Source organism: Paracoccus isoporae, from assembly GCF_900101865.1.
Classification (GTDB): domain Bacteria; phylum Pseudomonadota; class Alphaproteobacteria; order Rhodobacterales; family Rhodobacteraceae; genus Paracoccus; species Paracoccus isoporae.
In genome coordinates this window covers 417947-430714 of record NZ_FNAH01000001.1, presented here as the reverse complement: position 1 = coordinate 430714, position 12768 = coordinate 417947, and the positions used below count along the sequence as shown (strand labels likewise).

Here is a 12768-nt window from a genome sequence, read left to right as displayed (position 1 = left end):
CACACATGGAGGATACGCATGTCGATCACCAAACTGACCCGCAGCGCCATCATCGGCGCGGCTCTGTCTGTAACGGCGCTGTTCTCGGCCGGGATCGCGCAGGATGCGGCGGCGCGGGAATTGCGGATGGGGCTGATTACCCCGCCCACCCATGTCTGGACCAAGGTGGCGCAGCGCATGGCCGAGAAGCTGCCGGCCGCCACGGGTGGCGAGCTGAGCATCGCGATCTTTCCCGGCGGGCAGTTGGGCGTGGAGCAGGAGATGTTCCAGCAAATGTCCAGCGGGCTTCTGGATAGCGGGCTGATGACCGCCGCGATCACCAGCCTGCGCGCCCCCGCGATGCAGGGCTGGTTCACGCCATATCTGTTCGCGGACGTGTCCGCCGCGGCGGCGGCCGCCGATACGAACGGCGCACGGCATATGCTGGCGCAACTGGACCAGGCCGGGCTGATCGGGCTGGGCTTCACCTTCGCCGGGCAGCGCCACATCCTGATGAAGGGCGCAGCGGCCGCCGGTCCGGGGGATCTTTCCCGCAAGAAGATGCGGATCGTTCCTTTCCCGGCGATGAAGACGTGGTGGGAGGCCATCGGCGCGGTCCCGACCCCGGTCAATCTGACCGAGGTCTATCAGGGGCTTCAAAGCGGTCTGCTCGACGGGATCGATATTGACCTCGATGCCCTGGTCGGGCTGAAATTCGACGAGGTTGCGGATGGTCTGACGATTACCAACCACATGCCCTTCCCGGCGGTTCTGGTGGTCAACCGGACGACCTGGGAATCGCTGTCGGACGAAAACCAGACCGCTTACCTGGACGTCGCACGCGAGGCGCTCGCCTGGGGCACCGAGCAGCAGATCGCGGCCGAGCGGTTCAATCTGGCGGCGCTGCAGGGCAAGCTGGACATCGTGACCATAGACGACGGCGCGGATCTTTTTGCCGAGGCCAACCAGGCGGTGCGCGACAGCTTCGCGGGCGATCCGATCATCCAGACCTTCCTGGCTGAAGTCGAGGGAGAATGAGCCGGCTCATGGTGATCTCCGACGGGTTGGTCCGCGTGGAACGCTGGGCCAGCCGGCTGCTCGTGACGGCTTTCGTGACGCTGATCGTCGCGAATGTCGCAATGCGCTATGTGTTGACCCGGCCCATCGTTTTCGCCGAGGAACTGGCCGCCATACTGCTGGTCTGGCTGGCCTTCACCGCCACGTCGATCACAATTCACGACCGCAGCCAGATCGGCGTCACGCTGTTGACGGGTCACCTGCCGCGGCCGTTCCGGCACAGCATCGATCTGGCGGTCCGCGTCATCGTGGCGGCAATTCTGGCTGTGCTGCTGTGGACCTCGCTCACCTGGGTGCGCTCGCCCGCCGTTTCGTTCGAACAGATCATCACCACCGGCTGGCCGAAAGCGCCGTTCTTCTGGATCGTGCCGATCTTTGCCGCAACCGCACTGATTCATGTGCTGGCCCAGCTTGCGCAAATGGTCGCGGAGGGTTCCGCAGACGAGGCGGCCGGCCCGCGGAAGGCGGAGATATGACCGGGCTGTCCTTTCTGACCTTCATGCTGGCCGGGATGCCGATTGCCTTCGTGCTGCTGGCGGCGACCTTCGTCTTCGTGCTGACCACCGGCAACCTCCAGATCCTCAACTCGGTGCCGCAGATTCTCTTCGGATCGGTCGAGAGCTTCGATCTTCTGGCGATCCCGCTGTTCATCCTGCTGGGCGAGATCATGAACGAAAGCGGGCTGACCCGCCGGATCATCATCGCCGCGCGTCTCTGGCTCAGGTCGCTACCGCATAACCTGGTCATCGTGAACCTGATCTCGAACCTAGCGCTTGCCGCGATCATGGGGTCTGCCACGGCGCAGATGGCCGTCATGTCGCGGGTCGTCGTGCCGGAGATGGAGAAGGACGGCTATGATCGCGGCTATGCCGCGTCGATCACCGCGAGTGCCGGGTTGCTGGGGCCGATCATTCCGCCTTCCATGGTGTTCATCATCTATGGCGTGCTGGCGCAGGTCTCGATTGCCGACATGTTCATGGCCGGGATCGTGCCGGGTGTGCTGCTTTTCGCGCTGATCCTTTGCATCGCGCTCTGGCAGGCTGCCCGGCACCGCACCGGCAATGCCGCGCCGCAACCCGAGCAGCATACGTCGCGCCTGAAGGCGAGCCTGCCGGGGCTGGCGACCCTGCTGATCCCGCTGACGATCATCGGCGGCATCAGCCTCGGGATTTTCACGCCGACGGAAAGCGCCGCCGTGGCCATCGTCGTGGCGCTGATCTTCGGCGTGGCGGTGTTCCGCGAGATGAGGTTCAGCCAAATTCCGCGCATCATCGACCGCACGGTGACGAATACGGCCATCGTGCTGTTCCTCATCATGGCCGCCAAGGTGTTCGGCTGGGTGCTCACCTTCAACCAGATCCCTCAGGCGGTCGCCGCCTTCATCGTCTCGCTGACGGCTGATCCGACCATCTTCATGCTGCTCATCATGCTCGCGCTGATGGTGGTCGGCATGTTTCTGGACGGAATTGCGGCGCTGATCATCCTGACGCCGATCCTGCTGCCGGTGGCGATGTCGAATTACGGCATCGATCCGGTCCAGTTCGGCGTGATGATGTCGATGACACTGGTGCTCGGGTTGCTGACCCCGCCGGTGGGAACCGGTCTGTATATCTGCGCGGCGCTGAGCGAGATCCCGATCACCCGGCTGTCGCGGCTGCTGGCGCCCTATATCCTGGCGGCGATCCTCGTGATCCTGATGGTGATCCTGCTGCCCTGGACGGTGCGGCCGTTCTGAGCGAACGGCGCCGGGTCAGCCGAGTCCCAGCCGCCGGACCGCGTCCTCTGCCGCGCGGGCGAGGAGACGCATCTCCGCCGTGTCGCGATCCGCGGAGCGCCGCATCAGACCGACCGGCCCCTCGGTGCCTTGCGCGGAAAATGGCAGGGCCACCAGACGGCCATCAGCGATCTCATTGCTGACCACGCCGGATGAGATCACCCAGATGGCATCGCTGCGCGCGGTGTGCACACGGCCGAACGCCCCGGACACGGTCTCGATCCGGCGCAGCGGCAAGGGCACGCCCTGGGCAATCAGCAGACGCTCCACGAAGAGGCGGATGGCGGCCCAGGGCGGGGGGAAGATCACGCTGAACTCTCGGGCCAGCCGGTGGATCGAGGGATCGTGCAGGATCGGATGACCGGGCCGGACGACGAAGGCGACATGCTCGACATAAAGCTGGGTGAAGCTGAGCCCGCGCATCGTCTCCGGCGCGCCGAGCCGTCCCAGCACCAGGTCAACCACACCCGCGCGAAGCTGGCCGGTCAGATGTTCGTGCGAGCCATCGGCGATGGTCAGCAGCAGATCCGGCGCGATCTCCTCCAGAATGGCGACGATCTCGGGCAGCAGCCGCGCCGCGACCGAGGGCAGGGCGGCGATGCGCAGACGGGGGACGTTCTGGCGCAGCCCTGCCGAAGCGCCGTCGATGCCGCGCTCCAACGCGCCCAGACCGGTCTGTGCGAAGTCGAACAGCACCGCGCCCTGTGCCGTCAGTTCGACCCCGCCCCGGCCGCGATTGAGCAGGCGGGTGCCGGTGATCTGTTCCAGTTCAGCCAATGTGCGCGAGATCGCCGGCTGGGTCAGGTTCAGCCGCTCCGCGGCCCGTTTCAGGCTGCGCTGACGGGTGATTTCAACGAAGGCCTCGATATGGCGCAGCTTGATGCGTCGGTCCATTGCTTACCGGAATTGGTAATCAGTGAGGGCATAATCTCATTTTTCATGTCGATTTCCATATGTAATCCTTCTCAACAGGAGGAAATCGGCATGCGCACCCAAGTGGTCATTATCGGCGGCGGCCCGTCCGGCCTGCTTCTGGGTCAGCTTCTGCACCGGCAGGGGATCGAGGCGGTGGTGCTGGAACGCAAGACCCGCGACTATGTGTTGGGCCGGATCCGAGCGGGCGTGCTGGAAACCGGGCTGGTCAAGCTGATGGAGGAGGCGGGCGTGGCCGAACGGCTGCACCGCGAGGGCTTCGTCCATGACGGCACGGAGATCGCCTGCGACGGAGAGATGTTTCATGTCGATTTCAGAAAGCTGACCGGAACGCCGGTCATCGTCTACGGCCAGACCGAGGTGACGCGCGACCTGTATGATGCGCGCGCGGATGCCGGCGCGCAGACCGAGTTCGAGGTGGATCACGTCGTCATCCATGACGCCGATTCCGATCATCCCTATGTGACCTTCGACCAGAACGGGACGGCGCGGCGCATCGATTGCGATTTCATCGCCGGCTGTGACGGGTTCCACGGTGTCAGCCGGCAGAGCATCCCGCTGAGCGTCCGGCGTGAGTACGAGAAGACCTATCCGTTCGGCTGGCTGGGCGTGCTGTCCGAGACGCCGCCGGTCCATGACGAGCTGATCTATGCCAATTCGCCCCGCGGCTTCGCGCTGTCCTCGATGCGCAACGCCCATCTGTCGCGCTACTATATCCAGTGTGCGCTGTCCGATCACCCCGAGGACTGGACCGACAAGGCCTTCTGGCAGGAGTTGAAACGCCGCATCCCCGATGAGATCGCGGAGCGGCTGGAGACCGGACCGACGATCGAGAAATCGATTGCACCGCTGCGCAGCTTCGTGACCGAGCCGATGCGCTGGGGGCGCCTGTTTTTATGCGGTGACGCCGCCCATATCGTCCCGCCAACAGGGGCCAAGGGGCTGAACACGGCGGCCAGCGACGTGCATTATCTCTACCACGCCCTTGTCCAGCACTACCGGGACAAGGATGATGAAGGGATTGATCGCTACTCCGAACGTGCGCTCTTGCGGGTGTGGAAGGCGGAACGGTTCAGCTGGTGGTTCAGCGGCCTTCTGCACCGCTACCCGGATCAGAGCCCGTTCGACCTGAAGATGCAGCAGGCCGATCTGTCGTTCCTGCGCGACAACGAGGCGCAGCAGCGGGCCTTCGCCGAGAACTATGTGGGGTTGCCCTATTGATGAGGATCATCGACGCAAACGGGATCGGGCTGCATGTCGCCGATCAGGGGCCGCAGGACGCGTCGGCCGTCGTCTTCGCCAATTCGCTGGGGACGGATCTCCGACTGTGGGATGCGCTGCTGCCGCATCTGCCCGATGGTCTGCGGCTGGTGCGCTATGATAAGCGGGGACACGGGCTGAGCGAAGCGCCGCCCGGGCCCTACAGCATCGGGCAGTTGGCGGATGACGCCACCGGTCTGATCGAGACGCTGGGTCTGCGCCAACCCGTCTTTGTCGGTCTGTCCATCGGCGGGCTGATCGGGCAGGAGCTGGCGGCGCGGCGGCCGGAATTGTTGCGCGCGCTCGTGATCTCCAACAGCGCGGCCAAGATCGGCACGGCCACGATGTGGAGAGAGCGGATCGCGGGCATCCGAAAGGGCGGTCTGGACGTGATGGCCGCGCCAACGATGGAACGCTGGTTTTCGCCCGCATTCCGCGCCACGGCTGAGCTGGCCATGTGGCAGCGCATGCTGGAACGGCAACCGGCAGCGGGGTATATCGCCTGCTGCGAGGCCATCGCCGCCGCCGATCTGCGCGAGCAGACCGCGGCGCTGAGCCTGCCGGTGCAGGTGATCGCGGGCAGCCTGGACGGCTCCACCCCGCCGGAACTGGTGCGGGCCACCGCCGACATGATCCCCGATGCGCGATATGACGAAATCGCCGGGGCGGGCCATCTGCCCTGCGTGGAGGCTGCCGCCGACTACGCCGCCATCCTGACCCGCTTCCTGAAGGAGATCGGCCATGTCTGATCGCCACGACACCGGCATGAAGACCCGCCGCGAGGTGCTGGGCGACGCGCATGTGGACCGCGCCGAGGCCGCGGCTTCGGAGTTCGATCAGCCCTTCCAGGATCTCATCACCCAATCCGCCTGGGGCACGGTCTGGGCGGGCGACGGGATTTCGCGCCGCGAACGCTCCATGCTGACGCTGGCCTTGCTGGCGGCGACCGGAAATTTCGACGAGATCCCGATGCATATCCGCGCCACCGCCCGCACCGGGGCCTCCAAGCGCGATGTGCTGGAGGCCTTTCTGCACGTGGCGATCTATGCCGGCGTGCCGCGTGCCAATCACGCGCTGAAGCTGGCCAAGCAGACCTATGAGGAGATGGAGGAAAGCCAATGAAGCCCGCTGAATATTATCAGCGCGACCGCAGCCGCCATCCGCCGGCGCTGACGCCCGGCTACAAGACCTCGGTGGCGCGTTCGCCGCGCTACAGCCTGATCGCGCTGCAACAATCGCTCTCCGAAATCACCGGGCCGGTCTTCGGGCATGACGATATCGACCCGATCGACAATGACCTGATCCAGAATTACGCCAAGGAAGCCGACCCGGTGGGCGAGCGCATCATCATCCACGGCCGGGTGCTGGACGAGAACGCGCAGCCGGTGCCGGACACGCTGGTCGAGATCTGGCAGGCGAATGCCTCCGGCCGTTACCGCCACAAGAAGGACACGTATCTTGGCGCGCTCGACCCGAATTTCGGCGGATGCGGACGCACGCTGAGCGATGAGAGCGGATATTATGTCTTCCGCACCATCAAGCCCGGTGCCTATCCCTGGCGGAACACGATCAATAGCTGGCGGCCCGCGCATATCCATCTGTCGGTGTTCGGCCGCAGCTTCAGCCAGCGGCTCATCACCCAGCTTTATTTCGAGGGCGATCCGCTGATCCCGCTTTGTCCGATCGTGAACACGATTCCCGACCCCGATGCCATCGACCGGCTGATCGCGCGACTGGACATGAACGCCACCGTGCCGCTCGACAGCATCGCCTATCGGTTCGACATCGTGCTGCGCGGACGCCGCTCGACCCTGTTCGAGAACCGGCTGGAGGGAAACTGACATGACCGGACCGCTCGACTATCTCAAGGAGACCGCGTCACAAACCGCCGGACCCTATGTCCATATCGGCCTGGCACCCGGCGCGGCAGGGTTCGACATCTACCGCGAGGAGCTGGGCTGGGACATTGCCGGACCCGACCCGAAGGGCCAGAGGATCCGGGTCGAAGGTCTGGTGATCGACGGCATGGGCAGCCCGGTCAAGGATGTGCTGCTGGAGGCGTGGCAGGCCAATGCCGACGGCATCTATGCGCATCCCGAAGGCGGCGGCGCGGTCGAGGACGGGTTTCGCGGCTGGGGCCGGGTCATCACCGATTTCGACACCGGCGAATGGGGCTTCGACACCGTCAAGCCCGGACCGGTGCGGTCGCGCGTCAAGCTGGCCTCTGGCGTGTCCGAGCGGGTCAGCGCGGCTGATCCTGACTGGCAGGGCCGCATGGAAAGCCATGCGCCGATGGCGCCGCATATCAACCTGTGGATCGTCGCGCGCGGGATCAATCTCGGGCTCAATACCCGGATGTATTTCGACGACGAGGCCGAGGCGAATGCAGCCGACCCGGTGCTGAACCTGATCGAATGGAAGCAGCGCCGCGCGACGCTGATCGCGCGACGTGACGGCGACCGCGACGGCGTGCCGGTCTATCGCTTCGATATCCGCCTGCAGGGCGACGCGGAAACGGTGTTCTTCGATGTCTGACAACAAGCCTTGCATCATCTGCGTCGCCATCACCGGTTCGCTGCCGACCAAGCAGAACAATCCCGCCGTGCCGATCACCGTGGCCGAGCAGATCGAATCCACGCAGGAGGCGTTCGAGGCGGGTGCGACCATCGCGCATTGCCATGTGCGCGACGATGCGGGCAAGCCGACCTCGGACCCGGAGCGTTTCGCGGCGCTCAAGGAAGGGCTGGAGACACACTGCCCCGGCATGATCGTCCAGTTGTCTACCGGCGGCCGCTCCGGCGCGGGGCGGGAGCGCGGCGGGATGCTGTCGCTCAGACCGGACATGGCCTCGCTGTCGGTCGGATCGAACAATTTCCCCAGCCGCGTCTATGAGAACCCGCCTGATCTGGTGGACTGGCTGGCGTCCGAGATGTTGAGATATGACGTGAAGCCGGAGATCGAGGCGTTCGACCTGTCCCATATCCTGCAGGCGCGGCGCATGGCCGATGACGGTCGTCTGGCGGGCACGCCCTATGTGCAGTTCGTGATGGGGGTGAAAAATGCCATGCCCGCCGACCGCGACGTGTTCGATTACTACATTCACACGGTAAAGCGTCTGTTTGGCGAGGATGTGCCCTGGTGCGCGGCGGGGATCGGCCCGAACCAGATCGTGCTGAACGAATGGGCGATCTCGTCCGGCGGACATGCGCGCACGGGGCTGGAGGACAATGTCAGGCTGGAACGCGACCGGCTGGCACCGTCGAATGCCGCGCTCGTGCGTCGCGCGGTGGCGCTGTGCGAGAAATACGAACGTCCCGTGGCCGATCTCCGAACGGCGCGGACGATTCTGGGACTTCGGGCGGCCTGATGGTGACGGCGCTGCTCAGCAAGCTTCTCGGAGATGCCGAGATGGCGGAGATCATGGGGGATGCCTCCGCGATCTCGGCCATGCTGCGCGTGGAGGTGACGCTTGCGCGTGGACAGGCCAGGCTGGGGATGATCCCGGAGGAGGCGGCGCAGGGCATCGCCGCCGCGGCTGACACCCTGCGCCCCGACCCGGCGGCGCTTGCCGAGGGCGTGGCGCAGGCGGGAATCGCGGCGCAGCCGGTCATCGCCGCCCTCAAAGCGGCGGCGGGGGATAACGCCGGCTGGGTGCATTTCGGCGCCACCTCGCAGGACATCGTGGATACGGCGCTTGCGCTTCAGCTTCAGCAGGCCACGGCACTGCTCGACGCCAGGCTCGACGCGCTGTGCGACAGCCTCGCCGCGCAGGCGGAGGCCCATGCAGAGCAGGTGATCCCCGCCCATACGCGCTTTCAGATTGCCGCCCCCACCACACTGGGCGCGAAGATCGCTGTCTGGCACGCGCCACTGGCGCGGCAGCGGCAGCGGCTGGCCGAGTTGCGGCCCCGGCTTCTCCGCCTCTCGCTGTTCGGCGCGGCAGGAACCTCGGCAGCGCTTGGGCCGAAAGCGTCCGAGCTGCGCGAGGCGATGGCCGAAGAGCTGGGCCTCGCGGCCACCGAGACCCCCTGGCATGCGACGCGCGACACAATTGCGGAGCTTGGGAGCTGGCTTTCGCTGCTGACGGGCGCGCTCGGCAAGATCGGCGCGGATCTGGTGCTGCTGACCCAATCCGAGGTGGCGTCGGTCGCGGCGGGCACGGGTGGCGGATCGTCCACTATGCCGCAGAAATCGAACCCGGTCGCGGCCGAGACTTTGGTGACGCTGGCGCGGCTGAATGCCGGGTCCGTGTCCGCATTGCATCAATCGCTGATCCACGCCCATGAGCGAGACGGATCGGCGCTGGAAATCGAATGGGCCGTGCTGCCCGACATGCTGGAACGCGCGGCGGCGGCGCTGTGCATCGCCGGCGGCCTTGTCGGGACATTGCGGCCGGACCCTGCGCGCATCGCCGCGGGCCTCGCGGCGGATCGCGGCATGATGATGGCCGAGGCGGCAGGGTTTCTTCTGTCGCGCGACATGCCGCGTCCCGAGGCGCTCACGATCGTGGGCGCCGCGTTGCAGGCCATGCAACGCGAACCGGCGCTGACGCTGGCCGACGCGCTGACCTTATCCGTGCCGGACCGGGATTGGGCCCGTTTGCTGGCGCCGGAGAACCATCTCGGCGATGCTGTGCGCATTGCCCGGAGCATCACCATTCAAGGGAGGAAAGAAAGATGAGAAGAATTCTGCTGACCGCCACCGTATTCGCCGCATCTGCCGCGCCCGGTTTCACGCAGGAGGTGACGCTGCGCGTGCATCATTTCCTGTCGGCTGACGCGCCGATGCATGCCGACGTGCTGGCACCCTGGGAACAGATGGTCGAGGAGGAGTCGGACGGGCGCATCGACGTGCAGCTCTACCCCTCGATGCAGCTTGGCGGCAAGCCGCCGCAGCTCTTCGATCAGGCGCGCGACGGCGTGGTGGATATTGCCTGGACGCTGCTGGGTTACACGCCCGGCCGCTTCCCGATAGCCGAGGTGTTCGAACTGCCTTTCATGTCCACCACGGCCACCGCCACGACGCTGGCATTGCAGGATTACCAGGCCAAATATCTGGGCGAGGAGCTGGGTGACGTGAAGCCGCTGCTGATCCACGCGCCGTCGGCCTATAAATTTCACATGGCCGATGCCCAGGTCGCCTCGCTTGAGGATCTGTCGGGCATGAAGATCCGCGCGCCCTCGCGCGCGATGACGGACGGGCTCAACGCGCTTGGCGCGACGGCGGTCGGGATGCCGGTGCCCGAGGTCGCGCAATCGCTGACCACCGGCGTGATCGACGGGGCGGTGATTCCGTGGGAGGTCGTGGGGTCGCTGCGCATCGAGGATGTGACCGATGGCCATACCGAACTCGGCACCGAGAATGGCGGGATCGCCAACTCCGTCATGGCCCTGGTGATGAACCAGGCGAAATATGACGGGCTGCCCGACGATCTGAAGCAGGTGATCGACGAGAATTCCGGTGCCGCCCTGGCCGAACTGGCCGGCGCGGCCTTCGACGCCGCCGAAGAGGCGGAGCGTCAGAAATATGTCGATGCCGGGGCCGCGATCACCGTGATCCCGGAGGAGGATCTGGGACCGTGGAGGGAGGCGACGCAGCCGGTCGTCGATGCCTGGGTTCAGGCGATGGACGATGCCGGCCATGACGGTCAGGCCATGCTGGACGACGCGCGCGCCATGCTGGAGGCGGCGAATGCCGAAAGCGAAGCGGCCGCGGCGGAGTGATCCGCGTCGGCGGTTCAGGGTGAGGTAAAAGGAGAAGGGGGCGACGATGGCCGATGCCGATCTGCAGACCGAACAGGCCCATGAGGTCGAGGTTCCGGGCTGGCTGGTGGCGATGTGCCGCTGGCTTGCCGGGATCGGCGGGCTGGTGCTGATGGCGATGATGCTGATGACCGTCATCAGCGTCACCCGGCGCAGCCTGTTCGGCGCCCCCATCCCCGGCGATTTTGAATTGGTCGAGCTGGGTTCGGCCATCCTCATCGCCTGCTTCCTGCCCTGGTGCCAGATCAGCGGCGGCAATGTGCTGGTGGATTTCTTCACCATGCGGGCCGGGCCGCGGCTGAACCACATGCTGGAGGCGGTGGGCGATCTTCTTTATCTGCTGATCGGCGTTCTGCTGACCTGGCGCATGTGGCACGGCGTCACCGAATTCTATGGCTATGGCGAGCAATCCATGGTGCTGCGCCTGCCGGTCTGGATCAGCGCGGCGCTGATGCTGCCGGCCTTCGCGCTTCTGATCCTGGCGACGTTCTACACCATGATCGGCCATGTCCGGGCGGCCCGCGCATGACCGGGATCGCCGCCGGGCTGACGGGTTTCGCGGTGCTTCTGGCGCTGATGGCGGTGCGCGTGCCGATTGCGGTCGCGATGCTGAGCACCGGGATCGGGGGGTATTGGCTGGTCAACGGCACGGTGCCGCTTCTGGCCTATTTGAAGACCAACACCTTCTACCAGTTCTCCAGCTATTCGCTGTCGGTCATCCCGCTTTTCGTGCTGATGGGCGAATTCGCCACCCATGCCGGGATGAGCCGGGCGCTGTATCGCGCGGCGGCAGCGTTTCTGGGCCGGCTGCGGGGCGGGCTGGCCATGGCGACGATCGGCGGCAGTGCGGCCTTCGGGGCGATCTGCGGATCGTCGCTGGCGACGGCGGCGACGATGGGGCAGGTGGCCCTGCCGGAGATGCGGCGCTACGGCTATTCCGGGGCGCTGTCCACCGGCTCTGTCGCGGCGGGCGGGACGCTGGGCATCCTGATCCCGCCTTCGGTCATTCTGGTCCTCTACGCGCTGATGACCGAGCAGAGCATCGGCAAGATGTTCGTCGCGGCGATGGTGCCGGGCATTCTGGCCGCGCTCGGTTACATGCTGGCGATCGCCTGGTTCGTGCGCCGCAACCCGGAGGCCGGGCCGGCGGCAGAACCCGCCACGCGGGCCGAGAAATTCCAGGCCATCCGCGAAACCTGGTCCATCGCGCTGATTTTCCTGCTGGTAATCGTCGGCATGTATCGGGGCTGGTTCACGCCCACAGAGGGCGCGGCCATCGGCGCGTTCGGCACCTTCGTTCTGGCGGTGCTGCATGGCGGGCTTCGCCTGCGCGGTCTGCTCGACTGCCTTCAGGGCACGGCCAAGACAACGGCGATGATCTTCCTGATCATGCTGGGGGCGGAGATGTTCAACGCCTTCCTGTCAGCCACCCAGACGCCGATGCTGGCCGCCCAGGCCATCGTGGACAGCGGGCTGTCGCCCATGCTGATCCTGCTGGCGATCCTGCTTCTGTATCTGCTGATGGGCTGCGTGATGGATTCGATGTCCATGCTGCTGCTGACCGTGCCGATCTTTTATCCGATCATCGCCGGGCTCGATTTCGGCATGGGGCGCGAGGATACGCTGATCTGGTTCGGCATCCTTGCCGTGGTGGTGGTCGAGGTCGGGCTGATTACGCCGCCCGTCGGGATGAATGTCTTCGTCATCAACGGCATGGCCCGCGACGTGCCGATGATCGAGAGCTTCCGCGGCGTGTTGCCGTTCCTGATCAGCGACTTCATCCGCATCGCGGCATTGGTGATGGTGCCGGGTATTTCGCTGATGCTGGTGCGGCTGCTCGGATAGCGCTGCGGGTCGGACAAGACGCGGGCAGAGTTTCCCGTGACGGCCCATGACCGGCACCGTTGCGGGGCCGGACGGTCGGTCGTGATCCGATCTTTGCCTCCGCCAAGCCCTGTGCCATGCTGTTGACAGAATTGATCT

General features: G+C 65.7%; 14 protein-coding genes. 13 read left to right on the top strand and 1 reads right to left on the bottom strand.

Annotated features, from left to right (window positions below):
• Positions 1-18 precede the first annotated feature (18 nt).
• The 3 genes from BLT73_RS02090 to BLT73_RS02080 are packed head-to-tail and all read left to right on the top strand — an operon-like array spanning position 19 to position 2791.
• Positions 19-1017 carry a TRAP transporter substrate-binding protein gene (locus BLT73_RS02090; protein ID WP_090520409.1) on the top strand — a complete coding sequence of 333 codons (999 nt, stop codon included), beginning with the start codon at positions 19-21 and terminating at the stop codon, positions 1015-1017.
• A complete protein-coding gene (locus BLT73_RS02085) occupies positions 1014-1532 on the top strand; it encodes a TRAP transporter small permease (protein ID WP_090520407.1) in 519 nt (172 codons plus the stop codon). The genes BLT73_RS02090 and BLT73_RS02085 overlap by 4 nt, the downstream gene beginning before the upstream one ends.
• Positions 1529-2791 (top strand): TRAP transporter large permease, encoded by a 1263-nt coding sequence (locus BLT73_RS02080; protein ID WP_090520405.1) that lies wholly within the window; start codon positions 1529-1531, stop codon positions 2789-2791. Before BLT73_RS02085 ends, BLT73_RS02080 begins: the two co-directional genes overlap by 4 nt.
• A gap of 15 nt (positions 2792-2806) precedes the next feature.
• On the opposite strand, the gene pcaQ is transcribed toward BLT73_RS02080, so the two are convergent.
• Entirely contained in the window at positions 2807-3724 is a 918-nt protein-coding gene (gene pcaQ / locus BLT73_RS02075) for a pca operon transcription factor PcaQ (RefSeq protein ID WP_090520403.1), read from the bottom strand.
• A gap of 90 nt (positions 3725-3814) precedes the next feature.
• Between pcaQ and pobA the strand changes: the two genes are divergently transcribed.
• Genes pobA through BLT73_RS02025 form a run of 10 tightly spaced genes read left to right on the top strand, consistent with a single transcriptional unit; the run spans position 3815 to position 12630 of the window.
• Positions 3815-4984, top strand: coding sequence for a 4-hydroxybenzoate 3-monooxygenase (gene pobA / locus BLT73_RS02070; RefSeq protein WP_090520402.1), 1170 nt, complete (start codon positions 3815-3817; stop codon positions 4982-4984).
• Positions 4984-5772, top strand: coding sequence for a 3-oxoadipate enol-lactonase (pcaD, locus tag BLT73_RS02065; protein ID WP_090520400.1), 789 nt, complete (start codon positions 4984-4986; stop codon positions 5770-5772). The genes pobA and pcaD overlap by 1 nt, the downstream gene beginning before the upstream one ends.
• Positions 5765-6145 (top strand): 4-carboxymuconolactone decarboxylase, encoded by a 381-nt coding sequence (gene pcaC / locus BLT73_RS02060; protein ID WP_090520398.1) that lies wholly within the window; start codon positions 5765-5767, stop codon positions 6143-6145. The genes pcaD and pcaC overlap by 8 nt, the downstream gene beginning before the upstream one ends.
• Entirely contained in the window at positions 6142-6864 is a 723-nt protein-coding gene (gene pcaH / locus BLT73_RS02055; protein ID WP_090520397.1) for a protocatechuate 3,4-dioxygenase subunit beta, read from the top strand. Before pcaC ends, pcaH begins: the two co-directional genes overlap by 4 nt.
• 1 nt (position 6865) lies before the next feature.
• Complete coding sequence (locus BLT73_RS02050) at positions 6866-7558, top strand: protocatechuate 3,4-dioxygenase subunit alpha (protein ID WP_090520395.1); 693 nt, start codon at positions 6866-6868, stop codon at positions 7556-7558.
• Positions 7551-8390 (top strand): 3-oxoadipate:acetyl-CoA acetyltransferase, encoded by an 840-nt coding sequence (locus tag BLT73_RS02045; RefSeq protein WP_090520394.1) that lies wholly within the window; start codon positions 7551-7553, stop codon positions 8388-8390. The genes BLT73_RS02050 and BLT73_RS02045 overlap by 8 nt, the downstream gene beginning before the upstream one ends.
• A complete protein-coding gene (locus BLT73_RS02040) occupies positions 8390-9703 on the top strand; it encodes a lyase family protein (RefSeq protein ID WP_090520393.1) in 1314 nt (437 codons plus the stop codon). Before BLT73_RS02045 ends, BLT73_RS02040 begins: the two co-directional genes overlap by 1 nt.
• Positions 9700-10746: a TRAP transporter substrate-binding protein gene (locus BLT73_RS02035; protein WP_090520391.1), complete on the top strand. Its 1047-nt coding sequence runs from the start codon at positions 9700-9702 to the stop codon at positions 10744-10746. The genes BLT73_RS02040 and BLT73_RS02035 overlap by 4 nt, the downstream gene beginning before the upstream one ends.
• A gap of 46 nt (positions 10747-10792) precedes the next feature.
• Positions 10793-11314, top strand: coding sequence for a TRAP transporter small permease (locus BLT73_RS02030; RefSeq protein WP_090520390.1), 522 nt, complete (start codon positions 10793-10795; stop codon positions 11312-11314).
• Positions 11311-12630 (top strand): TRAP transporter large permease, encoded by a 1320-nt coding sequence (locus BLT73_RS02025; protein ID WP_090520388.1) that lies wholly within the window; start codon positions 11311-11313, stop codon positions 12628-12630. Before BLT73_RS02030 ends, BLT73_RS02025 begins: the two co-directional genes overlap by 4 nt.
• The last annotated feature ends 138 nt before the right edge of the window (positions 12631-12768 follow it).